Origin of the sequence: Cupriavidus necator (assembly GCF_013141915.1) — a bacterium.
Taxonomy (GTDB): Bacteria; Pseudomonadota; Gammaproteobacteria; order Burkholderiales; family Burkholderiaceae; genus Cupriavidus; species Cupriavidus necator_B.
The window spans coordinates 222,863-248,886 of the sequence record NZ_SROX01000001.1 but is presented as its reverse complement, the minus strand read 5'-3'; the positions used below and the strand labels follow the sequence as shown (position 1 = coordinate 248,886).

General features: G+C 69.0%; 24 protein-coding genes and 1 pseudogene. 9 read left to right on the top strand and 16 right to left on the bottom strand.

What is annotated here, in order from left to right; all coding sequences use genetic code 11:
• Positions 1–24: 24 nt before the first annotated feature.
• The 5 genes from E5S69_RS01195 to hisD all read right to left on the bottom strand — a co-directional run bounded on the left by E5S69_RS01195 (position 25) and on the right by hisD (position 5,072).
• On the bottom strand, positions 25–306 hold the full coding sequence (locus tag E5S69_RS01195) for a UxaA family hydrolase (RefSeq protein ID WP_092312927.1): 282 nt from the start codon (positions 304–306) through the stop codon (positions 25–27).
• A gap of 124 nt (positions 307–430) precedes the next feature.
• Positions 431–1,444 (bottom strand): galactitol-1-phosphate 5-dehydrogenase, encoded by a 1,014-nt coding sequence (locus tag E5S69_RS01190; protein WP_171513194.1) that lies wholly within the window; start codon positions 1,442–1,444, stop codon positions 431–433.
• 75 nt (positions 1,445–1,519) lie between these two features.
• Entirely contained in the window at positions 1,520–2,884 is a 1,365-nt protein-coding gene (locus tag E5S69_RS01185; protein WP_171513193.1) for an MFS transporter, read from the bottom strand.
• 89 nt (positions 2,885–2,973) lie between these two features.
• Complete coding sequence (gene hpsO / locus E5S69_RS01180) at positions 2,974–3,759, bottom strand: (S)-sulfopropanediol 2-dehydrogenase HpsO (RefSeq protein WP_171513888.1); 786 nt, start codon at positions 3,757–3,759, stop codon at positions 2,974–2,976.
• A 2-nt stretch (positions 3,760–3,761) separates the two neighbouring features.
• Positions 3,762–5,072, bottom strand: a complete 1,311-nt coding sequence (hisD, locus tag E5S69_RS01175; protein ID WP_171513192.1) for a histidinol dehydrogenase — start codon at positions 5,070–5,072, stop codon at positions 3,762–3,764.
• Positions 5,073–5,316: 244 nt separating this feature from the next.
• Here hisD and E5S69_RS01170 point away from each other — a divergent pair, with 244 nt between their 5' ends.
• The gene (locus E5S69_RS01170) at positions 5,317–6,330 is read left to right on the top strand and encodes a LacI family DNA-binding transcriptional regulator (RefSeq protein WP_336510560.1); all 1,014 of its coding nucleotides are present in this window, start codon (positions 5,317–5,319) and stop codon (positions 6,328–6,330) included.
• A gap of 73 nt (positions 6,331–6,403) precedes the next feature.
• On the top strand, positions 6,404–7,378 hold the full coding sequence (locus E5S69_RS01165) for a tripartite tricarboxylate transporter substrate binding protein (protein ID WP_171513191.1): 975 nt from the start codon (positions 6,404–6,406) through the stop codon (positions 7,376–7,378).
• 51 nt (positions 7,379–7,429) lie between these two features.
• On the opposite strand, the gene E5S69_RS01160 is transcribed toward E5S69_RS01165, so the two are convergent.
• Entirely contained in the window at positions 7,430–8,380 is a 951-nt protein-coding gene (locus tag E5S69_RS01160) for a LysR family transcriptional regulator (RefSeq protein ID WP_171513190.1), read from the bottom strand.
• Positions 8,381–8,472: 92 nt separating this feature from the next.
• On the opposite strand from E5S69_RS01160, the gene E5S69_RS01155 reads away from it, so the two are divergent.
• The 3 genes from E5S69_RS01155 to E5S69_RS01145 are packed head-to-tail and all read left to right on the top strand — an operon-like array spanning position 8,473 to position 11,704.
• On the top strand, positions 8,473–9,696 hold the full coding sequence (locus E5S69_RS01155; RefSeq protein WP_171513189.1) for a CaiB/BaiF CoA transferase family protein: 1,224 nt from the start codon (positions 8,473–8,475) through the stop codon (positions 9,694–9,696).
• Positions 9,693–10,703, top strand: a complete 1,011-nt coding sequence (locus E5S69_RS01150) for an NADPH:quinone oxidoreductase family protein (protein WP_171513188.1) — start codon at positions 9,693–9,695, stop codon at positions 10,701–10,703. The genes E5S69_RS01155 and E5S69_RS01150 overlap by 4 nt, the downstream gene beginning before the upstream one ends.
• On the top strand, positions 10,700–11,704 hold the full coding sequence (locus E5S69_RS01145; RefSeq protein WP_171513187.1) for a tripartite tricarboxylate transporter substrate-binding protein: 1,005 nt from the start codon (positions 10,700–10,702) through the stop codon (positions 11,702–11,704). Before E5S69_RS01150 ends, E5S69_RS01145 begins: the two co-directional genes overlap by 4 nt.
• Before the next feature lie 39 nt (positions 11,705–11,743).
• Here E5S69_RS01145 and E5S69_RS01140 read toward each other — a convergent pair whose 3' ends face one another.
• Positions 11,744–12,805, bottom strand: coding sequence for a VWA domain-containing protein (locus tag E5S69_RS01140; RefSeq protein WP_171513186.1), 1,062 nt, complete (start codon positions 12,803–12,805; stop codon positions 11,744–11,746).
• Between the two features lie 74 nt (positions 12,806–12,879).
• Here E5S69_RS01140 and E5S69_RS01135 point away from each other — a divergent pair, with 74 nt between their 5' ends.
• Genes E5S69_RS01135 through E5S69_RS01120 form a run of 4 tightly spaced genes read left to right on the top strand, consistent with a single transcriptional unit; the run spans position 12,880 to position 16,895 of the window.
• Positions 12,880–13,800, top strand: a complete 921-nt coding sequence (locus E5S69_RS01135) for a S1C family serine protease (protein ID WP_171513185.1) — start codon at positions 12,880–12,882, stop codon at positions 13,798–13,800.
• An 11-nt stretch (positions 13,801–13,811) separates the two neighbouring features.
• The gene (locus tag E5S69_RS01130) at positions 13,812–14,825 is read left to right on the top strand and encodes an AAA family ATPase (protein WP_171513184.1); all 1,014 of its coding nucleotides are present in this window, start codon (positions 13,812–13,814) and stop codon (positions 14,823–14,825) included.
• On the top strand, positions 14,803–15,828 hold the full coding sequence (locus tag E5S69_RS01125) for a DUF58 domain-containing protein (RefSeq protein ID WP_171513183.1): 1,026 nt from the start codon (positions 14,803–14,805) through the stop codon (positions 15,826–15,828). The genes E5S69_RS01130 and E5S69_RS01125 overlap by 23 nt, the downstream gene beginning before the upstream one ends.
• Positions 15,825–16,895, top strand: coding sequence for a VWA domain-containing protein (locus tag E5S69_RS01120; protein ID WP_171513182.1), 1,071 nt, complete (start codon positions 15,825–15,827; stop codon positions 16,893–16,895). The genes E5S69_RS01125 and E5S69_RS01120 overlap by 4 nt, the downstream gene beginning before the upstream one ends.
• A gap of 9 nt (positions 16,896–16,904) precedes the next feature.
• Here the strand turns inward: E5S69_RS01120 and E5S69_RS01115 are convergent, their stop codons facing one another.
• The 9 genes and pseudogenes from E5S69_RS01115 to E5S69_RS01075 all read right to left on the bottom strand — a co-directional run bounded on the left by E5S69_RS01115 (position 16,905) and on the right by E5S69_RS01075 (position 25,999).
• Positions 16,905–17,501: a hypothetical protein gene (locus tag E5S69_RS01115; protein ID WP_171513181.1), complete on the bottom strand. Its 597-nt coding sequence runs from the start codon at positions 17,499–17,501 to the stop codon at positions 16,905–16,907.
• A gap of 126 nt (positions 17,502–17,627) precedes the next feature.
• Complete coding sequence (locus tag E5S69_RS01110) at positions 17,628–18,644, bottom strand: transketolase family protein (protein WP_171513180.1); 1,017 nt, start codon at positions 18,642–18,644, stop codon at positions 17,628–17,630.
• Positions 18,641–19,486 carry a transketolase gene (locus E5S69_RS01105; RefSeq protein WP_171513179.1) on the bottom strand — a complete coding sequence of 282 codons (846 nt, stop codon included), beginning with the start codon at positions 19,484–19,486 and terminating at the stop codon, positions 18,641–18,643. The genes E5S69_RS01110 and E5S69_RS01105 overlap by 4 nt, the downstream gene beginning before the upstream one ends.
• A gap of 49 nt (positions 19,487–19,535) precedes the next feature.
• A pseudogene (locus E5S69_RS01100) lies at positions 19,536–20,864 on the bottom strand (MFS transporter).
• A gap of 82 nt (positions 20,865–20,946) precedes the next feature.
• The gene (locus E5S69_RS01095; RefSeq protein ID WP_171513178.1) at positions 20,947–21,696 is read right to left on the bottom strand and encodes an SDR family NAD(P)-dependent oxidoreductase; all 750 of its coding nucleotides are present in this window, start codon (positions 21,694–21,696) and stop codon (positions 20,947–20,949) included.
• 160 nt (positions 21,697–21,856) lie between these two features.
• Positions 21,857–22,744, bottom strand: a complete 888-nt coding sequence (locus E5S69_RS01090) for a LysR substrate-binding domain-containing protein (RefSeq protein WP_171513177.1) — start codon at positions 22,742–22,744, stop codon at positions 21,857–21,859.
• 105 nt (positions 22,745–22,849) lie between these two features.
• Complete coding sequence (locus tag E5S69_RS01085; protein WP_171513176.1) at positions 22,850–23,173, bottom strand: hypothetical protein; 324 nt, start codon at positions 23,171–23,173, stop codon at positions 22,850–22,852.
• A gap of 177 nt (positions 23,174–23,350) precedes the next feature.
• Positions 23,351–24,349 (bottom strand): tripartite tricarboxylate transporter substrate binding protein, encoded by a 999-nt coding sequence (locus tag E5S69_RS01080; RefSeq protein ID WP_236901156.1) that lies wholly within the window; start codon positions 24,347–24,349, stop codon positions 23,351–23,353.
• Positions 24,350–24,517: 168 nt separating this feature from the next.
• Positions 24,518–25,999, bottom strand: coding sequence for a PLP-dependent aminotransferase family protein (locus E5S69_RS01075; protein WP_171513175.1), 1,482 nt, complete (start codon positions 25,997–25,999; stop codon positions 24,518–24,520).
• Positions 26,000–26,024 lie beyond the last annotated feature (25 nt).

The following is a 26,024-nucleotide window of genomic DNA, read 5'->3' as shown; positions in this document are numbered from 1 at the left end:
GGCCGCAGGGGCGGCGCGCCGGGCTTACCAGCGCTTGGTCTTGATGTTGTGGACGTGGGCGTGTTCGCCGGCCTTGATCGGGGCGACCACCTTGCCGATGTCGATGCCGTACTTGTAGACCGTCTCGTTCACATCCATGTCGCGCAGCGCCACCTTGTGGCCGATGGGAATCGGCTGCAGTGCGGTCACCGTGACGACCTTGTCTTCATCCATGATCCAGGCGTTGAGCTGCGTGCCCGGCTGGATCCCTTCCACCACGGCCACTGCGACGGTGTCCTTGGCGTCATGAAGCACTACGTGAATCATCGTTGTCTCCTCTCTGTGGGTCGTGCGTGAAGTCATGTTAGGCGCTCGATTCATCCATGTCAACCAACTCATATATATGAATTTTGGCGGCTGCCGGCGGTGCGCGCCGCAGCTGGTCCGGCACTCAGGCCGGTTCAGGGATCAGCACCACCTTGCCGGCGGCAACGCGGCCCGCGGCCAGGTCGGCAAAGGCCGCCGGGCCGTCGGCCAGCGCGCGCGTCTCGACCCATGCCAGCGTGCCGAAGCTGCCCTGCTCCAGCGCCGCCACGGTGGCGCGCAGGTCGGCCATGGTGTAGGTGTAGGTTCCCAGCAGGGTCAGTTCCGCCAGCGTCAGCTTGCGCATGTCGATCTCGCTGGCCCAGTCCTGCAGGCCGATATGCATGACCACGCCGCCGGGCCGGGCGGCGGCGATGGCAAGCTTGCGCGTCGGTCCCGCGCCCACCGCATCGATCACCACGTCGAAGGCAGCGTCGGGCGGCGGCCCGGCCAGCGGGTCCACCGCTTCGCAGCCGAGATGCCGCGTCACAGAAGCGCGGCGCAGCGCATTGGTCTCGGCCACCTGCACCTGGCGGCAGCCATACGACCTCACCAGCGCCGCGGCGAGCATGCCGATCGCCCCGCCGCCGATGACCAGCACGCGCGCCTCCGGCAGCGGCCTGGCCATGGCGCGCATGGTCAGGTTGACCGCATGCAGCGCGGTGGCCGCAGGCTCGGTCAGCGCGGCGCTGACGCTGGCGAGCGCGTCGGGAATGGGAATCGCGCAACGGAGCGGGATCGCCAGGTACTCCGACAACGCCCCCGGCCGGCTCATGCCGACCATGCCGCGGTTGGCGCACAGGTTGTCGCGGCCCTGCAGGCAATAGTCGCAATGGCCGCAAGTCACCAGCGGGTTGGCGGTCACGCGCTGCCCCACCGCCAGCAGGCCCTCGTCCGACGAGGCCACCACCGTGCCGGCAAACTCGTGGCCAAGCACCAGCCCGGGCTTGCGCCGCGGATCATGGCCGTGATACGCGTGCAGGTCGGAGCCGCAGATGCCGCTGGCATCGATGCGCAACAGGGCCTCGCCGGGCGCCAGCTCCGGCATGTCGCGCTCCAGGATCGCGACGGCGTTGGGTTCGGTATAGACGATGGCTTTCATGGCCTTGCCAGTAGGAGACATGGGAGAGGGAAATGACGCGGACGGGCAGCGCATGCCGCCCCGGGGAGAAAACAGTCAGGCGCCAGCCTTGGACGGTGCCAGCGCCGGCGCGCCGGCCGGGGCCGAGCGCAAGCCGATCCATAGCGTGCAGGCCGCGCTGAGCACGCCGATCGCCAGCACATAGCCGCACAGGTACCACGGCTCGCCGCCGGCCCGCGCGCTCAGCCAGGTGGCGATGATCGGCGTCAGGCCGCCGGCGAACACGCCCGCGAACTGATAGACGAAGGAAATCCCGGTATAGCGCACGCGCGCATCGAACACCTCCGAGAACATCGACGCCATGGTGCCGAACACGGCGGCATGGAAGATGCCGAAGGGAATGATGATCGCCGCCCACACCAGCAGCACGTTGCCGCCCGAATGCTGCATCAGCCAGAACGCGGGAAACGCCGACAGCCCCGCCAGCAGCGCGCCGGTGCCGTAGACCAGCGGCCGGCCGAGGCGGTCGGATACGGCGCCCCACAGCGGGATGAACAGCGTCATCACGCCGGCGCCCAGCAACACGCCCAGCAGCGCCTCGTTGCGCGAGAGCTTCAGGGTCTGGGTCAGGTAGGCAAGCGAGAACACCCCGAACACGTTGAAGAAGACGCCGTCGATAAAGCGCGCGCCCATGCACGCCAGCACCACGCCGGGATACTGGCGCAGCATGGCCAGGAACGGCAAGCCATGCGCCTGCTGCGGGTTGCGCTGCGGCTGGCGCTGGGCCGCGGCAAATTCCGGCGATTCCTCGACGTGCGTGCGCAGGTAGGAGCCGATAAACACCATCACCGCGCTCAACAGGAAAGCGATGCGCCAGCCCCATGCGAGGAAGTCCTGGTCCGACAGCATCAGCGACAGCAGCGCGATCACGCCGCTGGCCAGCACCAGGCCCAGCGACATGCCGGTCTGCGGCAGGCTGGCGAAGAAGCCGCGGCGCCCCGGCGGCGCGCTCTCGAACGTCATCAGCACGGCGCCGCCCCATTCGCCGCCGAGGCCGATGCCCTGCGCGATCCGGCACAGCAACAGCAGCACCGGCGCCCCGATGCCGATCTGCTCATAGGTGGGAATCAGGCCGATGGCGGTGGTGGCGATGCCCATGATCAGCAGGGTCAGCACCAGCATGCGCTTGCGCCCCAGCGTATCGCCGAAATGGCCGAAGATCACGCCGCCCAGCGGGCGCGCGACAAAGCCGGCGGCAAAGGTGGCGTAGGCCAGCAGCGTGCCGACCACCGGGTCGGCGGAGGGAAAGTACAGCTTGTTGAACACCAGGCCGGCGACCACGCCGTACAGGAAAAAGTCATACCACTCCACCATGGCACCGATGGTGCTGGAGGTTACGATCTTCCTGAGCTTGTGCGCGGGGTCTTGTGCCGGCGGCTGCGCCGATAGCTGTCTCGTCATGCTGGTCTCCTGTCGGGTCTGGTTCGGCGCGTATGGCGCTCTGAATGTCGGTCACCGCGCGGGGCCAACGATGCGGCCCGCGGCGGCGGTCATCTTGCCGTGTAGCCGCCGTCGACCATGAAAGTCTGCCCGGTGATATACGCGGCCATGTCGCTGGCCAGGAACGCGGCCAGTCCGTGCAGGTCCGGCAACGCGCCGTTGCGGCCGATGCAGGTGCGCGCGGCATGGTGCTGCGCCAGCGCGGCGTCAGCGAACACGGGGCCGGTCAGCGCGGTGGGGAAAAAGCCCGGGCCGATCGCATTGCAGGTGATCCCGTGCGGCGACCACGCCTCGGCGATGGCGCGCGTCAGCTGGACGATGCCGCCCTTCGCCGCGCCGTAGGGCGCACTGTTGGCGAAGGCCCGGTACGACTGCAGCGAAGCAAGGTTGAGCACGCGCCCCCATCCTTGCGCCTGCATCGCCGGCGCCAGCGCCTGCGTCAGGAAGAACGGCGCCCCCAGATGCGTGTCCAGTTGCAGCCGCCACGACGCCGGCGTGACACTGGCAAACGGCTCGCGCAGGTTCATGCCCGCGGCATTCACCAGGATATCGATGGTGCCGCAGCGGCGCTGCAAGGCCGCTGCGGCGGCGGGAATGGCATCGAGGTCGGATACGTCCAGCACCTGCGTGTCGACGGCGATGCCCATCGCATCGAGCCGCGACGCCGCGGCATCGAGCTGCGGCTGGCGGCGCGCCGCCAGCACCACCCTGGCGCCGGCCCGGCCAAGCGCCTCGGCCAGGCTCTCGCCGATGCCGGAACTGCCGCCGGTCACCAGCGCCTGCCTGCCGCGCAGGTCGGGTCCGCGACCGTCGGCCGCATGCTGCAAGGGCGCCATCATCAGACCTCCACCGCGGCGCCCATCTCGAAGCGGGCGTTCGGAAAGTACTTTGCCATGCGGTCGTCCGCGGTGCGCGCGTGCGCCTCCATGCCCTCCAGGCGCGAGATGCGCGCGGTCACCTGGCCGATCTGCCGCGTGGCCTCGCGCGTCATCTTCTGCCACGTCAGGGTCTTCATGAACTTGTGCACCGAGAGCCCGCCCGAATAGCGCGCCGCGCCCTTGGTCGGCAGCACGTGGTTGGGGCCGCTGGTCTTGTCGCCGAAGGCCACCGTGGTTTCTTCGCCAAGGAACAGCGAGCCGTAGCAGGTCAGGTTGGCCAGCCACCAGTCCAGGTCCTGCGCGTGCACCTCCAGGTGCTCGGAGGCATAGCGGTCAGAGACCGCGGCCACTTCCTCGCGGCTGTCGCAGACGATGACCTCGCCGTAGTCGCGCCATGCCGCCGTGGCTGCGTCGCGCGCGGTGGGCGGCAGCGCGGCGATCAGCGCGGGCACCCGTGCCATGACCTGCTCCGCCAGCGCGCGCGAGGTGGTGAACAGCCACGCCGGTGACTCGTGGCCGTGCTCGGCCTGCCCCACCAGGTCGCTCGCCACGATGGCCGGGTCGGCGCTGTCGTCGGCGATCACGGCAACCTCGGACGGCCCCGCGAACACGTCGATCCCCACCTGCCCGTACAGCGACCGCTTGGCCTCGGCGACAAACTTGTTGCCCGGGCCGACCACCACGTCGGCGGGCTTGCCGGTGAACAGGCCATAGGCCATCGCAGCCATCGCCTGCACGCCGCCGAGCGTCATGATCACGTCGGCGCCGGCGGCCTGGAAGGCATAGAGCACGTGCGGATGGATGCCCTGGCCGCGGAACGGGCTAGAGCATGCCACCACGGTGCCGACGCCGGCAGCCTTCGCCGTCGCCACCCCCATGTAGGCCGACGCGATATGCGCATAGCGGCCCGCCGGGGCGTAGCAGCCCACCACGTTGACCGGGATCACGCGCTGCCCCGCGGTCACGCCCGGGTGCAGCCCGACCGAGAACTCGCGCAGCGATTCGCGCTGCGCCAGCGCAAACGCCCGCACCTGGCCGATCGCGAAATCGATGTCGGCGCGCACCGACGCGGGCACGTCGCGGGTCTGCTGCCGGACCTGGTCCGGGGTCAGCACGATCTCGCCGTCCCAGCCGTCGAGCTGGCTGGCGTACTGGCGCACCGCAGCCTCGCCATGCGCCTGGATCTCGGCCAGCATGCCGGTCACCACTTGCTGCGCGGTGGCGGTCTCCGTCTGCGGTGTTTTCCTGGCTTGCTTCAGGTAGGTGATCATCAGGGTTCCTTTCGGGGATTGAAATGTAAGCGCTATCATTTGGAGGCCAAATCTAGCTGGCGTGCTGCTTCAGCACTCAACTTCTTAAATGAAAGCGCTTTCATAAAAGATTAGTAGGCGTACCGCGAACTGCAAGGCAGGGTTTTCCCTTGAACATCGCGCTTGGCGGCGCGCCGTTCCCGGCATAGTCGTGTGCAGCGCACAGATAGGTGACAATGTCGAAACTGCAAAGAGGACAGCAAACGTGCGGCGGACCAGACTCGAAGACGTGGCGAAGCTTGCCGGTGTATCGATGGCGACGGTGTCGCGCGCGCTGTCATCGCCCGCGCTGGTACGGGAAGACACCTTGCAGCGGGTGCGCCAGGCCATCGATGCGCTCGGCTATGTTCCGGATGCGTCGGCGCGCACGCTGGCATCCGGCAAGTCGCGCACCGTCGCCGCGGTGGTGCCGACCCTCGACAACGCCATCTTTTCCCATGCGATCCAAGGCATGCAGGGCGTGTTGGCGGCCAGCGGTTACCAATTGCTGCTTGGCTCCCACAACTACGACCCTGACACCGAGACCGACGTGGTGCGGGCCCTGTCCGAGCGCGCGGTCGATGCCATGGTGCTGGTCGGCGCCGACCATTCCCCCGAAACGCTGGCGCTGCTGCGGCAATCCGGCACGCGCACGATGCTGACCTGGTCCTTGTCGAACCAGTACCCGTGCATCGGCTTCGACAACTTCGAGATCGGCGCGCAGGCCGCGCGCCATCTGTTTGACCTGGGCCACCGCCGCCTTGGCATGATCTCCGGCATCGGCGCCCATAACGACCGCGCGCGGCTTCGCACCGAAGGCTTCCTCGGCACGCTGCGCGCCCTGCGCGCGCCGCTGCCCGCCGGCGCCATCTGCGAGCAGCCGTACACCTTTGCCGGCGGCCGGGCCGGCTTGCGCGCGGTGCTGGCCAGTGCCCCGGAAACGCCGACGGCCATCTTTTGCGGCAACGACGTGCTCGCGCTCGGCTGCCTGTTCGAGGCCGGCGCCATCGGGCTGGACGTGCCGCGGCAGCTGTCCATCGTCGGCTGCGACGACCTGCCGATTTCCGCCGAGGTCACTCCCGCGCTGACCACCATTGCGCTGGAAAGCAGCGAACTGGGCCGGCAAACCGCGCTGGCGCTGCTGCGATGGCTGCAGGAAGGCATCGAGCCCGGACGGACGGAAATTCCGGTAGCGCTGGTGCAGCGCGGCACCACGGCGCCGCCGGCTGAGCCGGGCTAGACGCAGCCCGCCCTTTCATCCCCGCCGGCGCAGGCAAGCCGCGCCGGCGCTTCACAACCCCAGGAGACATAGCATGACGATGCCACACCGATTCCAGCTGGGCCTGCTGGCCGCGGCAGCCCTCATCGCCGCCAGCCCGGCCGGCGCGCAGGAACAATGGCCGGCGAAGACCATCCGCTTCGTCGTGCCGTTCGCCGCCGGCGGCGCCAATGACCTGATGGCGCGGGCGGCCGCCGAAGGCGCGACCAAGGCGCTGGGCCAGACCGTGCTGATCGAGAACCGTCCCGGCGCGGGCGGCACCGTGGGCGCGGACCTGGTAGCCCGGAGCGCGCCGGATGGCTACACCTTCCTGATCAGCGCCGCCGGCGTGATCTCCAACAGCATGATCAAGAAGTCCATGCCGTTCAAGGATGACGCGCTGGTGCCCGTGGTCATGATCGGGCTGGCGCCTTCGGTCATCGTGGTGCCGAAGAACGCGCCCTACAAGGACCTGCGCGACTTCGTCGAGGCCTCGAAAAAAGGCAGCGGCTTCAATTTCGCCACCGCCGGCACCGGCAGCACGCCGCATTTCGTGGCGGAGATCCTGAATGTGAAATACGGCGCGAAGCTGCAGCCGGTGCCCTACAAGAGCGGGTCGGAAAGCACCACGGCGGTGCTGGGCGGCCAGGTCGAAGGGACGTCCGAAGCCAGCATCATCGCGCTGCCGCATATCCTGCACGACGGCAAGTTCAAGGCGCTGGCCACCACCTGGACGCAGCGCATCTCGGCCTACCCGCAACTGTCCACCGCGGTGGAGCAAGGTTTCCCGGACCTGCAGATCGCTCATTGGGCCGGCGTCCATGCGCCCAAGGGCACGCCCGACGCGATCCTCGACAAGGTCGCCGCGGCGGTCGACAAGGCCATGAAAGACCCCGCCGCCGCCGCCAAGCTCAAACAGGTGGGCATCGAGCCGGTCGGCGGCACGCGCGCGGACTTCGTCAAGTTTGTCGACGCGGAACGGCGGCGCCTGGGCGAGATCGTCAAGGCCGCCAAGATGCAGGAGAAGTAGCCGCGCTTGCCGCCACGCTGCCTCCGGCTCACGACGCCGGGGCGGCCTGCGTCAGCTGGACGTCGCCGCAGCAACGTTGCGGCTGCCCCAGTTCTCGGCCTGCCGCTCCAGGTGCAGGCGGATAAAGTCCATCAGCGTGCGCGTGGCCAGGGTCGGATAGCGGTTGGGTGCGGTCAGCATGTAGACGCTGTCGCCGACGCCTTCGGCTTCGCATTCGGCCAGCACCTCGCGCATCTGCCCGGACTGCAGTTGCCGCCAGACCGCATAGCGCGGCAGCAGCGCCACGCCCAGCCCGCCCATCACCGATTCGAACAGGAACGGATAGTCGCCTGACTGGATCCGCGGCGACACGCGCAATGTCATGGGCGTGCCGGCCAGCCATACCTTCAGCGTAAAGCGGCGTCCCAGCGATGCCGGCGCAATCATGTCGCAGCGCTCCAGGTCGGCCACGGTGCGGACCGGCCCATGGCTGTCCAGAAACGAGGCCGACGCGCACAGGCACCAGCCGACCGCGCAGATGCGTCGCGCCACATGGTCGTCGGGCGGTTGCGAAGTAATTTTCAGCGCCACGTCGACCTCGGCCGGGATCAGGTCGCCGATGTTGTCGTTGATCACCACGCGCAGCGAAATCTGCGGATAGTTGCGCGCGAATTCCAGCAGCAGCGGCGTCAGGTAGCGGTGGCCGAGCCCGGTCGGCAGGCGGATCCGGACGTCGCCGCGCACCACTTCGCCCAGGCTGTCGATCGCGGTGTTGGCGGACTGCAGTTCATCCAGCATGCGCAAGCCATGCGCATACAGCAGCTGCCCCGCCTCGGTCAGCTCGACATGGCGGGTGGTGCGGCGCATCAGCTGCGCGCCGAGATGCTGCTCCAGCAGCTTCAGGCGGCGCGACACGTTGGAGCGCGTCATGCCGCTGCGCTGCGCGGCCGCCGTCAGCGTGCGCGACTCGACCATGGTCACGAAGAGCCGCACCAGGTTGAGATCGAAGTTATTGTCAATCATCAGTCAACACCATTGGCACAAGTCGGGGGATTGTTTCGGCGGGAGGCCAACCCTAGCATAAAGCTCTCCCGTTTATCGCTGCCGCCCAACTCATGCCCCCTTCATTCCCTGCCAACCCGCCCGACGCGGATCTGCCCTTTGCCGGCCTGCGCGTGCTCGACATCAGCCAGGGCATTGCCGGACCGTATTGCGCCCACATCCTGTGGCAGCAAGGCGCGGAAGTCATCAAGGTGGAGCCGCCCGCGGGCGACTGGGGCCGCAAGGTGGGCGTGGTGCGCGGCGATACCAGTGCGCTGACGCTGGCCTACAACGGCGGCAAGCGCAGCGCCTGCATCGACGCCACCACGGGGGCCGGCAAGGCCGTCCTGCTCGGCCTGGCGCTGCAGGCCGACGTGGTGGTGCAGAACTTCCGCCCGCAAGTGGCCGAGCGGCTCGGCGTGGGCTATGGCGCGCTGGCCGCGCAACGCCCGGAACTGGTTTATGTGTCGATCAGCGGCTATGGGCCGGATGGTCCGTATGCCGACTACCCGGCGTCGGATTCGGTGATGCAGGCCGATTCCGGGCTGATGTTCGCCAACCGCGATGCCGGCGCCGGCGCGCGCCGCATCGGCATGCTGCTGGCCGATGCGGCCACCGGCCTGTATGCCGCGCAGGCCTGCGCGGCGGCGCTGTGCCGGCGCTTTCGCAGCGGGCGCGGCGGCCATGTCGAGCTGAACCTGTTCGAGGCCTGCTGCGCGCTGCAGGCCAACAACCTGCTCGAGCATGCCCTGGGCGGCCCCGCCGCCGCGGGACCGGTAAGCGCGCCCAACGGCGTCTATGCCAGCCGCGACGGCAGCGTGACGCTGCTGGCGCTGAACGACGCCCAGTTCGGCAAGCTGTGCCGCGCGCTGGACCATGCCGACTGGCTCGATGATCCGCGCTTTGCCGACAACGCCGCGCGCATGGCGCATGCCGCGCTGCTCAACCAGCTGGTGGCCAGCCGGATCGCCACGCGCACCACCGCGCAATGGCAGGAGATCCTCAGCCGGCATGACGTGCTGCATGCCCCGGTACGCAGCTATGACGACGTGCTGTCGCACCCCCAGGCGGTGCATCGGCAGAGCTTCCAGGCGCTTGCCCAGCCCGGGCTGGGGCCGCTGCCCTTTGCCGGCATCCCGGCGCGCGGCATGCGCCGGGATGCCGGCGCGGCGCCCGCCAACGGCGAACATAGCGTCGAGATCCTGCGCGAGGCGGGCTTCGGCCAGCCCGCCATCGACGACTGGCTGCGGCAGGGCGTGGTGCGGCAGGCCCCTGCGGCCAGGGCAGGTGTCCAATGAAGGCGCTGGTATGCGAGCGGTTCGGCAGCGTGCATGACGTCGCCGTGCAGGCGATTCCGGAGCCGGCGCTGGCAGACGCGCATGCGGTAACGATCGCCGTCGAATACGCCAGCGTCAGCCACGCCACCGGCCTGATGATCGCCGGGCAGTACCAGCGCCGCCCGCCGCTGCCTTTCGTGCCGGGCACGGAAGCCGTCGGCCGCGTGCTCGCCTGCGGCGATGCTGTCACGCGGCTGCGCCCCGGCGACCGCGTGGTGGCGATCGCGGACTGGGGCTGCTTTGCCGAACAGGTCACGTTGCCCGAATACACGGTCTACCGCGTGCCGGACGAACTGCCGCCAACGGTGGCGCTGCCGGTGCCGATCTCCTACGGCACGGCGTATTGCGGGCTGGTCTGGCGCTGCGCGCTGCAGGCCGGCGACACCGTGCTGGTGCTGGGCGCCGGCGCCGGCGTGGGCCTGGCCGCCGTGGAAATCGCGCGCGAACTCGGCGCCACCGTGATCGCCTGCGCCAGCACCGCAGCCAAGCGCGCCGACGCGCTGCGGCGCGGCGCCACGCACGCGCTCGCGCCGGCAGACCTGGCGCCCGCGGTCAAGGCCCTCACCGGCGGCCGCGGCGCGGACGTGGTGGTGGACCCCGTCGGCGGCGACCTGTTCCAGCAGGCGCTGCGCGCGGCAGCGGCCAATGCCCGCATCCTCAGCATCGGCTTTGCCAGCGGCACCATCCCGCAGGCGCCGGTGAACCTCCTGCTGGTCAAGAACCTGACGCTGCACGGGTTCTTCTTTGGCCGCTACATCGGCTGGACCCCTGCCAATGAACGCGCGCAGCACGCGTCGGCGCTGCAGGGGGTCATGGCGACGCTGTTCGACTGGGCCGCGCGGGGCAAGCTGGCGCCCACCGTGTCGGCGACGTATCCGATCACCGGCCTGGGCGATGCCCTGGCCGCGCTGGAATCCCGCCAGGTGGTGGGCAAGGTAGCGATAAAAATCAAGGAGACAGAGACGTGAACATTCCACACCCTAAACCCCGTGCCGCGGGTACGCGGCTGCGCGCGGCGCTGCTACTGGCGGCCGCAGCCGCGCTGCTCCCGGCTGCCGCCGGCGCGCAGGAATTCCCGCAGCATCCCGTGCGCATGGTGCTGCCCTACCCCGCCGGCGGCCCCACCGACCTGCTGGCGCGCGTGGTCGCGGTCAAGATGGGCGAGAGCCTGGGCCAGGGCGTGGTGGTCGACAACAAACCCGGCGCCAGCGGCATGATCGGCGCCGAAACCGTGGCGCGCGCGCCCGCTGATGGCTACACCATCCTGGCCAATGCCTCGCTGCATGTGATCAACCCCAGCATCCAGCCGAAGATGCGCTATGACGCGTTCAAGGACTTCGTGCCGATCACGCAGCTGGCCGACGTACCGCTGGTGCTGGTGGTCAACAACGCTTCACCGGTCAAGACCGTGCAGGACCTGATTGCTTATGCCAGGCGCGTGGGCGGTGCGCTCAACTTCGGCTCGGCGGGCAATGCCTCGGCCCAGCACCTTGCCGGCGAATCGTTCAAGCTGGCGGCAAAGGTACCGATGCAGCATGTCCCGTACAAGGGCAGCGCCCCGGCGCTGACGGACCTGATGGGCGGCCAGATCCAGCTGATGTTCGATTCCATGCCGTCGGCCATGCCCTTCATCAAGTCCGGCAAGCTGCGTGCCGTCGCCGTCACCACCACGCGCCGCGCCAGCGCATTGCCGGACATCCCGACGGTTGCGGAATCCGGCTTGCCCGGCTTCGACATCAGCACCTGGTATGGCCTGTGGGCGCCGCGCGGCACGCCGGCGGCGGTGGTGGAAAAGCTGGCCACGCACGCGGCCGCCGCGCTGAAGCGCGCGGATGTGCGCCAGCAATATGCCGACATGGGCGCCGAGCCGGTGGGCTCTTCGCCCGCCGACTTTGCCCGCTACAACGCCGCCGAAGGCAGGAAATGGGCGGAAATCGTGCGCCGTTCGGGGGCCAAGGCGGATCAGTAGTGACCGCGGCACGCGATGCCGCCGGTGCGGCAGCCGCCCTCACCGCCGGAACCACAGCATCGACAAACCGCACGCCACCGCCAGCAGCAGCACCGCGCCGGCGGCGAAGAAGGCACCCAGCTCGGTTTCCCTGCGCTCCAGCGCAAAGCGCGCGCTGAGCTGGCGGTAGACCTGGGTCAGGTCGGCCGCCGAGCCCGCCTGGAAATATTCGCCGCCGGTGATGGTGGCGACCGCGCGCAGCGCCGGCTCGTCGAGCTGCATGAAGTAGGACAGGCTCGATTCCGGCGCGCCCGTGACCTGCGGCGACCCAAAGCCCACGGTGTAGACGCGCACGCCCCGCTGGGCGGCCATGCGCGCGGCGTCAAGCGGGTCCGGGCCGGTCGTGCGCCGGCCATCGCTGAGCAGGATCACGGCGCCGTGCCGGTATGAGCCGGGCTGCGCCGCCTGCTGGTTCTGTTCGCGCCGGCGCGCGGCATCCGCCGCGGCGGCTTCGTCCAGCGAGGTGCCGCGTCCGGCGCGGTCCGAGCGGCTGCCGAACAGGATCACTTCGAGATCGATGCCGTCTTCGGGAAACAGCACCGCGAGCGCCTGGAACAGGCCGCTGCCGGTGGCCGTGCCGCGCTGCAGCTGGAAGCGTTCGATTGCGTCGAGCATGTCCTGCCGGTTGTCGGTGGGCGGCAGCACCACCGCCGCGGTGCCGGCAAAGGAGACGATGCCCAGCCGCACGCTGGCCGGGAGCCCCACGACGAGGTCGCGGGCGGCCTGCTGGGCCGCGCTGATGCGGTTGGGCGGGACGTCGGCGGCCTCCATGCTGCGCGAGGTGTCCATCGCCAGCACCAGGGTCACGGTGTCGGCCGGCAGTGTGATGGTGGCGGTGGGGCGCGCGCAGGCCAGCAGCGCCGCGGCCAGCGCGAAGAAGAACAGCAACGGCGGAATGTGGCGCCGCAGGCGTTGGCGCGGGCCCAGCGCGGCCCGCGGCAATGCAAGGCTTGCATACAGCACCGCGGCCTTCTTGCGTCGCGCCAGCAGGTACAGGTAAGCGGCTGCCAGCACCGGCAGCGCAAGCAGCAACCAGAGCATCTGCGGCCAGAGAAACTGCATGCCCTGCTCCTTGGCGCGTGGGTAAGAGGATGGTACTGTATTTTCCACGGCGGGACGGGACCTCGGGGGCAGCGATGAAACGGGTGACGATCTACGGATGGGTCTCGACGGCCGTCGCGCTGGTGCTCGCCGCCGGGGTAGGCTCGGCATGGCTGATGCAGCCCAGGGCGCGCGCGCTGACGCAGAAGGACATCGACGCGGCCGTGCTGCACACGCTCGAGACCAAACCCCTGCCCTCTCGCACCGCCATGGCCGCCGAGGCCGTGCGGGAATCGGTGGTCGAAATCCGCAACTTCCCTGCACCGGAGAAAGCCGCCGATGCGGCTTCCGCGCCGCAGGCCGGGCGTGACGGCCCGGCCACGCCGCCCGAGTCCTCACCTTCGACGCCTCCGGCCCCGACCGTCCCGTCCCTGCCTGACGAGCGTTCGCCTGGCAACGGCGCGGAAAGCAAGCCGGAATCCCGCCACATCGGCTCAGGCGTGGTGGTTACCGAGCGCGGCTTGATCCTCACCAGCCTCCACGTTGTCGCCGGAGCGCGCCGGCTGGAGCTGACCTTCCATGACGGACACACCTCCGAGGCGACCCTGCTGCAGGCGATTCCCGAGAAGGACCTCGCCGTGATCCAGGCCAAGTCGATCCCTGACGACCTGCCCGCGGCAACGCTGGGATCCAGCCGTGACCTGGCACCCGGCTCCGGGGTGGTCGCGGTGGGCTTTCCATTCGGCATCGGCCCGTCGGTGTCGGCCGGCGTGGTGTCCGGGCTGGACCGCGAATTCGTCGCGCCGGACAACAAGCGCACCCTGGACAAGCTGATCCAGTTCGACGCCGCGGTCAATCCGGGCAACTCGGGCGGCCCGCTGGTGAACATGAACGGCGAGGTAGTGGGGATCGTCACCGCCATCCTCAATCCGGGCAACAGCGGCACTTTCATCGGCATCGGCTTCGCCACCACGATCGAAAGCGCCGGCGTATCCATCGGAACTTCTCCTTTCTGACGCGGGGACCTATGAACGACCAAGCACGAGGCGCTGCCGACAGCGCCAACTTGATGGAACGCCTGCTGTACGAGGTGAAACGCGTGGTGGTCGGGCAGGACCACTTTCTCGAACGGGTGCTGGTGGCGATCCTGTCCGGCGGCCACCTGCTGGTGGAAGGCGTGCCGGGGCTGGCCAAGACCCTCACCGTCAACACGCTGGCGCGGACCATGAGCGGCACCTTCAAGCGCATCCAGTTCACCCCGGATCTGCTGCCGGCCGACCTGGTCGGCACGCGCATGTACAACCAGGGCACTGGCGAGTTCTCCACGGTGCGCGGCCCGGTCTTTGCCAACCTGCTGCTGGCCGACGAGATCAACCGCGCGCCGGCCAAGGTGCAGAGCGCGCTGCTGGAAGTCATGCAGGAAAAGCAGGTCACCATCGCCGGCGAAACCCATCGCGTGCCCGCCCCGTTCCTGGTAATGGCCACGCAGAACCCGATCGAGACCGAAGGCACCTACCCGCTACCCGAGGCGCAGGTCGACCGCTTCATGATGAAGGTGCTGGTGGGCTATCCGTCGGAAGAGGAAGAGGTGGTGATCGTCAACCGCGTCACCGGCCCGCGCGTGGGCGTGAGCGCGGTGGCCACGCCTGAGCACCTGACCGCGCTGCAGGAGGCCTGCCGCAAGGTGTATGTCGACCCCAGCCTGGTCCAGTACGCGGTGCGCGTGGTCGCGGCCACGCGCAAGCCGGGCGACTACGGCCTGGCCGACCTGGACCGCTACGTGTCGTTCGGCGCCAGCCCCCGCGCCACCATCGGCCTGATCGAAGGTGCGCGCGCGCTGGCCTATCTGCGCGGCCGCCACTATGCGCTGCCCGAAGACGTGACCGACCTGGTGCCGGACGTATTGCGCCACCGCCTGTCACTGTCCTATGAGGCCATGTCCGACGGCGTGACCGCCGACCAGCTCATTACCCGCATCTCGCAGGCGCTGCCGGTTCCCGAGCGGCCCATGGAATCCCATGTTCGGGCGGCGGCGGACTAAGCGCCGCGACGAGCCGGACACCGCGCCCGAGGCCGTCGCCTCCGGCGCGGCATCCGGCGTGGCACTTGCCGGCGTCGGCGCGAGCCAGACCGACGCCTTGCTGCGGCGCCTGGAATGGACCGTGGTGCGCCGCCTCGACGGGTTGCTGCAAGGCGACTACCGCACGCTGTTCCGCGGCTTCGGCCTGGACCTTGCCGACCTGCGCGAATACCACCCCGGCGACGACGTGCGCCACATCGACTGGAACGTGACCGCCCGCCTGCAGACGCCCCATGTGCGCGAGTACCAGGAAGACCGCGAAGTCGCGGCCTGGTTCTTGCTGGACCTGAGCGGATCGATCGACTTCGGCTCCGGCAGCGTGCGCAAGCGCGACCTGCTGAGCGACTTCACCACCGTCATGGCGCTGCTGCTGACGCGCTATGGCAACCGGGTGGGAGCCGTGCTTTATGGCGGCGCCACTGACGTGGCCGCCACGGTGGTGCCCGCGCGCGCCGGGCGCCGCCAGTTGCTGCACCTGCTGCACCGCATGCGCGCCACGCCCGCCGCAGCGCCGGGCGACACCCGCCTGCACGACCTGCTCGAACGCGCCCGCGCAGTGGCCAGGCGGCGCTCGGTGGTGTTCGTGGTGTCGGATTTCATCAGCGCGCCCGGCTGGCAGGCGTCGCTGGGCATGCTGGCCCGGCGCCATGAAGTCGTCGCGGTGCGACTGGTCGATCCGCTGGAAACGGCGTTGCCCGACCTGGGACTGGTGGTGCTGCAGGATGCGGAGACCGGCGAGCAACTGTTCGTCGACACCCATGACCCAGCCTTCCGCAAGCGCTTCGCCGCCGCCGCCGAGGCGCGCGAGGCGGAGCTGCGCCAGGCCTTCGCGCGCGCCGGGGTGGCGTGCCTGACGCTATCGACCTACGCCCGGCTCGACCTGGCGCTGCTGAGCTTCGCGCGCCAGCGCCGGCGCCAGCAAGGCAGCGCCAAAGCGGCGAGCATCGCCAGGGGGGCAGCATGATCGATGCAATCAGCCGCCTTCCCGTGTTCAGCTTCCTGTGGCCGGGCATGCTGTGGCTGTTCGCGCTGGTCGGGGTGCTGGCGGCGGGCTATGTCTGGCTCGATCGGCGCAGGCGGCACGCGGCCGTGCATTTGCCGGCGCTGAAGACGGTGGGCGTTGCCACCCGCAGCGGCGCAGGCTGGCGCCGCCACGTGGCGCCGGTGCTGATCCTGCTGGCGCTGGCCGCACTGATCGCGGCGATCGCACGGCCCCAGGCCGTGATGATGCTGCCCTCGCGCATCGAGACGGTGGTGATGGTGCTGGACTTGTCCGGCAGCATGCGGGCCCAGGATATCAAGCCCAGCCGCCTGCGCGCCGCGCAGCAGGCCGCCACCATCCTGATGGACGCGCAGCCCGCCGGCGTCAGCGTCGGCGTGGTCGCCATGGCCGGCACCGCCGCCGTGGCACAGGCACCCACACGTTCCAGGGAAGCCGTCACCACCGCGATCGAGCGGCTGCAGCCGCAAGGCGGCACCGCACTTGGCAATGGCCTGCTGATTGCGCTGACCACGCTGCTGCCGCAGGTCGCGCCCGATGCCGAGCGGCTGATGAACGACGACACCCCGCCCCCGCGAAAACCACCGGCCCTGGCCAATCCGCCCGCCGACACCGAGCCGGTGAAGCCGGGCTCCTATACGTCCGGCGCGATCGTGCTGTTCTCCGACGGCGAAAGCAACGCCGGCCCGGCCGCGCTGCGGGCGGCACAGCTTGCCGCCGAGCAGGGCGTGCGCATCTATACCGTGGGCGTGGGCACGCCCGAAGGCGTGGTGCTCTCGGTCGACGGCTGGTCGGCCCGCGTCAGGCTGGACGAGAAAGTGCTGAAGGAAGTCGCCGACGCCACCGGCGCCGAGTATTTCCGGCTGGAAGACGCCGCGGAACTGAAACGCGTATACCGGGCGCTGAACGCGCGGCTGGCATTCGACAAGCGCAGCCAGGTCGAGATCACTGCGCTGTTCGCCGCGCTGGGCGCGCTGCTGGCGGCCTGCGCGGGGCTATTGTCGCTGTGGTGGTTCGGGCGCGTGCTGTAGCCAGCGAATTCAGCGCGCATTGCGCGGCGTGACCGAGATCGCAATGGCTTCGGTGTAGACCGCCTGCACCTGCTCGCCGGCGCGGACCGCCTTCAGCTGCTTCGGATCCGCGACATGGACGTCCACCATTCTGCCCCGCGGGCCCTTCAGCGTGACCATGCCAGTCTTGGTGTCGACCGCCACTACGTCCGCGGTGACGGTCACCTCGCGCCCGACCATGCCGCCGGGCTTGGCACCGGGCGGGGCCCGGTCCGCAATCTCGCGTTCGGTGCTGGAGCGGATGCCGCTCTGCCGGTTCAGGCTCACCGACAAGGCCTGCGTATATTCCACCGTGACCGCGTCACCCACACGCAGCTGCGCGAAGTTGCGCACGTCGTCGCCCACCTGCACGTCGGTGACTTTGCCCTGCTCGTCCTTGAGGGAAATGGTGCGCGTGGCGGCATCGATGGCCACCACCGTGGCCGTGGCCTTTACCGTGCCGGTGGTGCGCGACGCGCCCACGCCGGAGACAGCGTCAACGCGGGTCTCGGGTTGCGCCACCGCCGTAACGGACGCGGCGCAAGCGGCGGCAAGCGCCGCCGTCACGATTAGCTTGCCGGGTTTCATGCCGTTCTCCCTGGTTGCGATGTCGCCGTGGCCCGTCGTACGCGGCAGCGGCACCGGTGCCGCGCGTGACGGACAGGCCTGTTAACCATAGCAGAGGGAAAGGCAGTCCGTTGGCCAGCCCTTGGGCTAGGCGAGCCAGCCCCTGATCGTGTCCGCCATCACGCCCGCCGAGATGCCGTAGCGATCGTGCAGCGTAGGCAGCGCCCCGGCATCCAGGAACGCGTCCGGCAGCCCGACCTGGCGGAATGGCACGCAGGCGCCGGCGCGCATCAGCGTGGCCGCCACGGCTTCTCCCAGGCCGCCGATGACGGTATGGTTCTCGGCCACCACCACCAGGCGGCCAGTGCGCCGCGCCTCGCGCAGGATGGTCTCGGTATCCAGCGGCTTGATGGTCGGCACATGCAGCACCGCTACGCCGATGCGGTCCTGCTCCAGCGCCTTGGCCACCTCCAGCGCGCGCATGGTCATGATGCCCGACGAGATCACCAGGACCTCGGCGCCGTCGCGCAGCAGCGCGGCCTTGCCAAGCTCGAACTTGTAGTCGTACTGGTCCAGCACCACCGGCACGTTGCCGCGCAGCAGGCGCGCATACACCGGGCCGTTGTGCGCTGCAATGGCCGGCACCATCTGTTCGATATCGATCGCGTCGCACGGATCGATCACGGTCATGTTGGGCATGGCGCGCATCAGCGCCAGGTCCTCGGCGGCCTGGTGGCTGGGGCCGTAGCCGGTGGTCAGCCCGGGCAGCGCGCAGACGATCTTCACGTCGAGGTTGTCCTCGGCGATGGCCTGGTGCATGAAGTCGTACGCGCGCCGGGTCGCGAACACCGCGTAGGTGGTGACGAAGGGCTGCGCCCCTTCATGCGCGAAGCCGGCGGCGGCGCCCATCAGCAGCTGCTCGGCCATGCCCATCTGGTAATAGCGCTCGGGGAATGCCTGGGCAAAGATATGCAGGTCGGTGTACTTGCCCAGGTCGGCGGTCATGCCGATCACGTCCTGCTTGTGGCGGCCCAGCTCCACCAGCGCGTGGCCGAACGGGGCGGACCGGGTGGCCTGCCCTTCGCCGGCGATGGAGGCGATCATGGCCGAGGTCTTCAGCTTCGGCCCGGCATTGGTGGTGGCGGTTGCGGTGGTATTGCTCATGCTTGTCTCCCGGCTTCCAGGGCCTGCAGTGCGAGTTGCCATTCGTGGGCATCGACGCGGATAAAGTGGTTCTTCTCGCGCTGCTCGAGGAACGGCACACCGCACCCCATGCGCGTATCGCAGACGATCATGCGCGGCTGCGCGCCGCGGTGCTCGCGCGCCGCGCGAAAGGCGGCGGCGACGGCGTCGATGTCGTTGCCATCGACACGCTGCGTGAACCAGCCGAATGCTTCCAGCTTGGGCAGCAGGGGCTCGAACGCCATGACCTGCGTGGTAGGCCCGTCGGCCTGCTGGTTGTTGACGTCGACGATCGCGATCAGGTTGTCCAGCTTCCAGTGCGCCGCCGACAGGATGCCCTCCCAGATCGCGCCCTCGTCCAGCTCGCCGTCGGAGAACAGCGTGTAGACGAAGTTGCCGGAGCCCTTGCGCTTGAGGCCCAGGCAGCGGCCCACGGCGATGGTCAGGCCCTGGCCCAGCGAGCCCCCGGACATTTCCATGCCGGGCGTGTAGCTGGCCATGCCCGACATCGGCAGGCGGCTGTCGTCGCTGCCGTAGGTCTCCAGCTCGTCGGCGGGCAGGATGCCGGCCTCCAGCAGCGCCGCGTACAGCGCGATGGCATAGTGGCCGTTGGACAGCAGGAAGCGGTCGCGCCCTTCCCATTCCGGGTCTTCGGGCCGGTAGCGCATGGCATCGAAATAGGCCACGGCCAGCACGTCGGCGATATCGAGCGCCTGGCCGATATAGCCCTGGCCCTGGACTTCGCCCATCAGCAAGGCGTTGCGGCGGATGCGGTAGGCGCGTTCCCGCAAGGACACGGCCTTGTCGGTGGTGGCTTGTTGCATGGTGTCTCCAGCAATCGTTCGGATCATCATTTCAGGAAAGGAAGGGGCATCAGCGGTTCACGGACCTGGCCGGAACCTTCAGCACCAGCACGGCACCGAAGACCACGGTGGCCGAGATGAACACCAGCCCCGCGGTGGACTTGCCGGTCAGGTCGTTGAGCCAGCCCACGATGGCGGGCGAAAAGAAGCCGGCCAGGTTGGCCACGCAGTTGACCGCGGCAATGCCTGCCGCTGCCGACATGCCGCCCAGCAGCGCGGTGGGCAGCGCCCAGAACTGCGACGACTAGGCCAGGATGCCGGCCGCGGCAATGCACAGGCATACCAGCGACGCGCTGACACTGCCCAGCAGCGGCAAGGTGGCAAAGCCGGCGGCGGCGACCAGCATCGGCACGATCAGGTGGAAGCGGCGCTCGCGGCGGCGGTCGGCGCTTATGCCCACCAGCGGCAGCGCGACGATGGCGCACAGGTATGGCAGCGCGGTGTAGATGCCGACCCACAGCGGATCGGCCACGCCGGCCTTGCGGATGATCGTCGGCAGCCAGAAGGTCAGCCCGTACTGGCCCAGCACCACGCAGAAGTAGATCGCGGCCATCAGCCACAGGCGGCGGTCGCCCATGAAGGCGCGGATCGACATGTGCTCCATCTTGTGCGCGTTGTCGCCCTCGATATTGCGCTTGAGCAGCGCCTTCTCCGCGTCAGTCAGCCAGTGCGCCTGCTCGATGCCGTTGTCGAGGTAGGACAGGATCGCCACGCCCAGGCACAGCGACGGCAGCGCCTCGATCAGGAACAGCCACTTCCATCCGGCCAGGTCGCCCACGCCGTGGAAGGCATGCATGATCCAGCCCGACAGGGGCCCGCCGACGATGCCGGCCAGCGGGATCGCCATGAAGAACATCGATAGCGCCTTGGCGCGCCGCTCCGACGGGAACCAGTACGTCATGTACAGGATCACGCCCGGCGCGAAGCCGGCCTCGGCCACCCCCAGCAGAAAGCGCAGCACGTAGAACTGGGTCGGGGTGGTGACAAAGGCGAAGCACGCCGAAATCACCGCCCAGGTCAGCATGATGCGCGCCAGCCAGCGCTTGGCGCCGACCTTGTGCAGGATCACGTTGCTCGGCACCTCGAAGATGAAATAGCCCAGGAAGAAGATGCCGGCACCCAGGCCATATATGGTTTCGCTGAACTGCAAGTCGCCCAGCATCTGCAGCTTGGCGAAGCCGACATTGACCCGGTCCAGGTAGGCGCCCAGGTAGCACAGCATCAGGAACGGGATTAGCCGCTTCACCACCTTGGCGTAGGTGCGGGTCTCGAAGCTGGCGGCATCGGCGTGCAGCGTCGCTTCGCCGCCGATGGGCGAAGCCGCGTATTTGGTCTTCATCGTTGTCTCCTGCCTGGTGGCGCCGCGCTGCGGCGCACCGGCGGTTGAAGGCGCCGCCTCTGTCGGGCGGCTTCCTTTGAATTTAGTGGATCAGCATGCCGCCGTTGACGTCGAGCGTGATGCCGGTCAGGTAGGCGGACATGTCGCTGGCCAGGAACACGCAGGCGTTGGCGACGTCGGCGGCGTTGCCCAGGCGGCCCAGCGGGATGCCCTTGATGATGTCGGCGCGCATCTCCGGCGTGAGCTTGTCGCCGGTGATGTCGGTCTGGATCAGGCCCGGCGTGATCGCGTTGACGCGGATGCCGTCCGGCCCGAACTCACGCGCCATGGCGCGCGCCAGCCCCAGCACGCCGGCCTTGGCGGCACTGTAGTGCGGCCCGCCGAAGATGCCGCCGCCGCGCTGCGCCGACACCGACGACATGCAGACAATACTGCCGCGCTGCTGCGCGCGCATCTGCGGCAGCACCGCCTGCGACATGTACAGCGTGCCGCGCAGATTCACATCGAGCACGGCGTCGTAGTTGGCGGCCTGGATATCGAGGGTGCGTACCGGCTGGGTGATGCCGGCGTTGTTGACCAGCGCGTCGATGCGGCCATAGCGCTGCAGCACGGCCTGCGCCGCGCGCTCGCAGGCGGCCTTGTCGGTCACATCGCACGCCAGCCCGAGGTGCTGGTCGCCGAGTTCGCCCGCGGCGGCCTGGGCGTCTTCGAGGCGCAGGTCGAGGATGACCACGGCGGCGCCCTGGGCGGCAAATGCCCTGGCGGTGGCCTTGCCGATGCCGCGTGGCGAGGCGGCGCCGGTGATGATGACTACGTTGTTCTCGACCAGCATCGTTGTCTCCTTTGAGTTTGGAATCGATGGGTCGAGTTTTGTCGCTGGGAGCCTTCCGATCAACGCGGTCTGGCTCAGCCATTGCTGAGAAATTTTCAGGCAATCGCTGGCGCGAACCTCAACCAGGCGGCGCCAGCGGCACTTGCAGTGCCTGCGGGCTTCAGGCAGGCGCCGGCAATTGCCGTTCCATCCAGGCGAGAAAGCGCGCGACCCGCGGCAGCGCCGCGTTCTGGGGCGGATAGACCAGATGGTGGCTGCCGACCTCGATGGCGTGGGCGTCGTCGAACACGGGCACCAGTGCGCCCTTGCGGATCAGGACCGATGCCAGCAGGGTGCTTTCCAGCGCCACCCCCAGCCCCAGCGCCGCGGTCTCGAGCGACATGTAGGAGCGGTCGAAGGTGAAGTCGAAGGTCTTGTGGGCCGCTCCCACGCCGAACCGCGCAAACCATTGCTGCCATTGGACCAGCGGCGACTCCGAATAGATCAGGCGCTGCGCCAGCAGGTCGGCCGGCGACGCGATCGGATGCTTCGCCAGGTAAGCGGGCGCGGCCAGCGGCACAATGGTTTCCCGGCGCAGCGTCCTGACCTCGATATCGCGCCAGTGCGCGTAGCCATGGCGGATATCCACGTCGTAATACCCGCTCGTAAACGAAACATCCTCATAGGAGCAGGACAGGTTCAGCTGGATGTCGCCATTGTCGGCCTGGAACGATTCCAGCCGCGGCAACAGCCACATCAGGCCAAAGCTGGGGCTGGAATGAACCCGCAGGATTTCGATGTTGGCCGGGCTGGAAGCGCGCTCGGTGGCGCGGTTCAGGTCCGCCAGCACACCCGTGACATCGCGCAGGTACTGCGCGCCCACGGGCGTCAGCACCAGCCCGCGCCCCTGCCGGAAAAACAGCGCCTGCCCGAGCGCATCTTCGAGATTGCCAATCTGGTGGCTGACCGCGGACGCGGTAAGGCCCAGCTCCTCCGCGGCACGGCTGACGCTCTTGGTTCTGGCGACGCTTTCGAAGGCGATGATCGCCTTCACGGGTGGGATGCGCATGGACGGAGAGGATCGCAGCGGAGCACGCCGGGACGCGCTCCCGCGCGATCGCGGTCGGGAACATCCGGGGATTCTACTTCGGCTTCGTCAGCGTGCCGGCACGGCTTACAGCGGCCCCGGCAACGTCTTCAGGCCGACCCACAGCACCCCGATGACCACATTGACCGGCACGCACAGCGCGCCGGGCACATAGAACAGCGCTGACAGGGCCGGCGCGGACAGCATCAGCTCCACTGCGCTGCCCAGCCCGTAGAAGAACACCCCGCACCAGAGCCAGCGCCGCATGTAGGTGAGCAGCCAATGCGCGCGCGCCTGGTTGAAGTGCCAGGCGCGCGCGCGTTCGGCGCGGTTGCCCCGGCTCGCGTCCCGGAACAGCCAGCCGAAGAAAAAATAGCGATACAGCAGGGCGCTAAAGGTCAGCTCTTGCATGGTCACTCCTTTGGCCGCGGCCAGCCGTGGAGTGCAATAGTCACCGGCGCTCAGGTGCATGCAGGGATGGCAGCGGCAGGTATACCGCCAGCGTACCAAAGAAGCGGCGAGAACCGGAGCCGCGCGTGCCCCGGCATGACCGGCCGCACTAAGTCAGTGCAACCCGCCGCACGGTGATCACTGGAGACTGATATCGAGTTGCTGCACCACGCGTTTCTCGCGCTCGAACTGTTCGGCCGCGAACCTGGCGTAGTCCGCGCTGTTGAGGTGGACCGGCTCCAGGTCGATGGCCTCGAGCGAGCGCAGGTATGCCGGGTCCTGCGCGGCCCGGAAGAACGCATCGTGCAGCTTCCTGACCACCGCCGGGTCCATGCCGCGGGGACCGACGATACCCACCAGCGAGCTGGCGGTGATGTCGTAGCCCCGCTCTTTCAGGGTCGGCACCTCCTTGAAGCGCGCAAAGCGCGCGTCGCCGACGATCGCCAGCGGCCTCACCTTGCCGGCCACGGCATATTGCCCCCAGCCCGGATCCAGCACCGCATCGATGTCGCCGCCCAGCAGCGCCATCATTTCCTCGGCGCCGCCCTTGTAGGGCACGAAGGTGAATTTCGCGCCGGCGGCGCGGCCGAGCTTTTCCATGGAGATATGCCCCGAACTGCCGATGCCGACGGCACCGTAGGTCACTTTGCCCGGGTTCGCCTTGGCGTAGGCCAGGAATTCTTCCAGCGTCTTCCAGCGCGCGTCCGCGCGCACCACCAGGCCATAGCGGTAGTTGGTCAGGCCGATGATGTAGGTAAAGTCCTTGAGCGGATCGTATGGCGTCTTTTGCAGGTGCGGCATGCGGAAGATGTTGGCCGCGACCATGGACAGCGTGTAGCCGTTCGGCGCCGCGGTCTGGGACATCACCTGGGCCGCCAGCGTAGCGCCCGCGCCAGGCTTGTTGATCGGCACCACGCGCTGGTCGAGCTCTTTGCCGGCGGCCGCGAGCAGCGTGCGCAGCGAGCCGTCGGTAGGACCGCCGGGCGGGAACGGAATCCAGAATTCGATCGGCTTGGCCGGGAACTCCCCTGCCGCGATCGCGGCCGGCGCCGCCGCCGCGGCGATCGCCACTGCCGCCATGGCCCTTGCCACGGCGGATAGCACGCGTCTGCACCTGCCTTGCTTTGTGATTGCCATGCGCTGTCTCCAGGTTGTCATGCCGGTCCGGGCGCACGGTGCGCTGGTGCGCCGGACGCCGCCGTTTTCGACAGACCTTAGAGCGTCGCGCGAGGCGGGCCAATTGCCGTTCTGTTCAATGTCATTGGCAGAAACGCCCGGTGCGCGGGGCAGCGCGCACCGCCCGGTTCACGGGGCCATCGACGCAACCACCGCGGCCAGCACGCGCACGCCCTGCTCTATCTGCGCCACCGACAGGCTGGCATAGCCCAGCACCAGGCCGGCCGCGCGGCGCCGGCCGGCCCGATGCGGCGTGGCGTACAGCGCCGATACCGGGTAGACGCCCGCGCCGTGGCGGCGCGCGGCGGCCACCAGCGCCGGCTCGTCCTGTGGCCGCAGCGACGGCAGCCACAGCACCACATGCAGCCCCGCCGCCGTGCCGCTGACCTCGGCATCGCCAGGCAGGTGGCGCGCAATGCCATCCAGCAGGGCCGCGCGGCGGCGTTCGTGCTCGCGGCGCATGCGGCGAACGTGGCGCTCGTACGCGCCGCTGTCGATCAGCGCGGCCAATACGCGCTGTTCCAGCACAGGCGCATGGCGGTCGGCGAGCCGCTTGGCCTGCCGGAACACCGGCACCAGTTCCGGCGGCAGCACCAGGTAGCCAAGCCGCAGCTGCGGCGACAGCGCCTTGGAAAAGGTGCCGACGTAGATCACGCGGCCATCGGCGTCGATCGCGCGCAGGGTGTCGATCGGGCGCTGGCCGTAGCGGAATTCGCCGTCGTAGTCGTCCTCGACAATCCATGCGTCATGGCGCCGGGCCCATTGCAGCAGGGCCTGGCGCCGGCCGATCGGCAGCACGCCGCCCAGTGGGAACTGGTGCGACGGCGTCACGTAGGCCAGCCGCACCCGCTTATCCGCGGGAAGGCTGGCGGTATCCATGCCATGCCCGTCCACCGGGACCGGCAGGCACCTGGCGCCGGTGGCTTCGAAGCAACGCCGGGCCATCAGGTAGCCCGGATCTTCAAAGACAAAGCCATCGCCGTCATCCAGCAACAGCCGCGCGCACAGGTCGATGGCCTGCTGCGAGCCATGGACCACCACGATTTGTTCCGCCTCGCAGGCAAGCCCGCGGGCGCGGCGCAGATAGCCCTGTAGCGCGCGCCGCAGCGACGCCTCGCCTTCCGGGGCGGCATAGCACAGGTTGTCCTGCTGGCGCAGCAGCTCGGCCTGCCAGGCGCGCCGCCAAGCCAGCGCCGGAAAGTCCCGCCAGGCCACCGCGCCGTACAGGAAATCGAAGCGAACCGGTTCCGGCGGCGGCGGCGGCAGAGCCAGGCCCGCCACGCGACGGCCGAACTGCGACAACACCGGCACCGCCCGGGCGCGGCGCGCGACAGCCGGCCTGGCGGGCGTGGGAGCCGCCAGGGGGCTGGCAATCCGGGCTGCCCGCCCCCTGGCCGTGACCAGGAAGCCCTCGGCCGCCAGCTGTTCGTAGGCAGCGGTCACGGTGGTGCGCGACACCCCCTGCTCGGCCGCCAGGCTACGTGTGGATGGCGCCGGCGCACCCGGCGGCAGCGTGCCGTCCGCAATCTGGGCACGCATGAGATCGTAGATGCGGCGTCCCGCGCCCGTGGCGCCGGGCCGGCGGCTGGCTGGCTGGTCAGACTGGCCCATTGAAATTCCCGGAAACTGGTTCTTC

What these genes read in the sequence shown, in the direction of transcription:
- E5S69_RS01195 (WP_092312927.1), bottom strand. Translation starts at nt 306, where the DNA reads ATGATTCACGTAGTGCTTCATGACGCCAAGGACACCGTCGCAGTGGCC.
- E5S69_RS01190 (WP_171513194.1), bottom strand. Translation starts at nt 1,444, where the DNA reads ATGAAAGCCATCGTCTATACCGAACCCAACGCCGTCGCGATCCTGGAG.
- E5S69_RS01185 (WP_171513193.1), bottom strand. Translation starts at nt 2,884, where the DNA reads ATGACGAGACAGCTATCGGCGCAGCCGCCGGCACAAGACCCCGCGCAC.
- hpsO (WP_171513888.1), bottom strand. Translation starts at nt 3,759, where the DNA reads ATGGCGCCCTTGCAGCATGCGGCCGACGGTCGCGGACCCGACCTGCGC.
- hisD (WP_171513192.1), bottom strand. Translation starts at nt 5,072, where the DNA reads ATGATCACCTACCTGAAGCAAGCCAGGAAAACACCGCAGACGGAGACC.
- E5S69_RS01165 (WP_171513191.1), top strand. Translation starts at nt 6,404, where the DNA reads ATGACGATGCCACACCGATTCCAGCTGGGCCTGCTGGCCGCGGCAGCC.
- E5S69_RS01160 (WP_171513190.1), bottom strand. Translation starts at nt 8,380, where the DNA reads ATGATTGACAATAACTTCGATCTCAACCTGGTGCGGCTCTTCGTGACC.
- E5S69_RS01155 (WP_171513189.1), top strand. Translation starts at nt 8,473, where the DNA reads ATGCCCCCTTCATTCCCTGCCAACCCGCCCGACGCGGATCTGCCCTTT.
- E5S69_RS01150 (WP_171513188.1), top strand. Translation starts at nt 9,693, where the DNA reads ATGAAGGCGCTGGTATGCGAGCGGTTCGGCAGCGTGCATGACGTCGCC.
- E5S69_RS01140 (WP_171513186.1), bottom strand. Translation starts at nt 12,805, where the DNA reads ATGCAGTTTCTCTGGCCGCAGATGCTCTGGTTGCTGCTTGCGCTGCCG.
- E5S69_RS01135 (WP_171513185.1), top strand. Translation starts at nt 12,880, where the DNA reads ATGAAACGGGTGACGATCTACGGATGGGTCTCGACGGCCGTCGCGCTG.
- E5S69_RS01130 (WP_171513184.1), top strand. Translation starts at nt 13,812, where the DNA reads ATGAACGACCAAGCACGAGGCGCTGCCGACAGCGCCAACTTGATGGAA.
- E5S69_RS01125 (WP_171513183.1), top strand. Translation starts at nt 14,803, where the DNA reads ATGTTCGGGCGGCGGCGGACTAAGCGCCGCGACGAGCCGGACACCGCG.
- E5S69_RS01120 (WP_171513182.1), top strand. Translation starts at nt 15,825, where the DNA reads ATGATCGATGCAATCAGCCGCCTTCCCGTGTTCAGCTTCCTGTGGCCG.
- E5S69_RS01115 (WP_171513181.1), bottom strand. Translation starts at nt 17,501, where the DNA reads ATGAAACCCGGCAAGCTAATCGTGACGGCGGCGCTTGCCGCCGCTTGC.
- E5S69_RS01110 (WP_171513180.1), bottom strand. Translation starts at nt 18,644, where the DNA reads ATGAGCAATACCACCGCAACCGCCACCACCAATGCCGGGCCGAAGCTG.
- E5S69_RS01105 (WP_171513179.1), bottom strand. Translation starts at nt 19,486, where the DNA reads ATGCAACAAGCCACCACCGACAAGGCCGTGTCCTTGCGGGAACGCGCC.
- E5S69_RS01095 (WP_171513178.1), bottom strand. Translation starts at nt 21,696, where the DNA reads ATGCTGGTCGAGAACAACGTAGTCATCATCACCGGCGCCGCCTCGCCA.
- E5S69_RS01090 (WP_171513177.1), bottom strand. Translation starts at nt 22,744, where the DNA reads ATGCGCATCCCACCCGTGAAGGCGATCATCGCCTTCGAAAGCGTCGCC.
- E5S69_RS01085 (WP_171513176.1), bottom strand. Translation starts at nt 23,173, where the DNA reads ATGCAAGAGCTGACCTTTAGCGCCCTGCTGTATCGCTATTTTTTCTTC.
- E5S69_RS01080 (WP_236901156.1), bottom strand. Translation starts at nt 24,349, where the DNA reads ATGGCAATCACAAAGCAAGGCAGGTGCAGACGCGTGCTATCCGCCGTG.
- E5S69_RS01075 (WP_171513175.1), bottom strand. Translation starts at nt 25,999, where the DNA reads ATGGGCCAGTCTGACCAGCCAGCCAGCCGCCGGCCCGGCGCCACGGGC.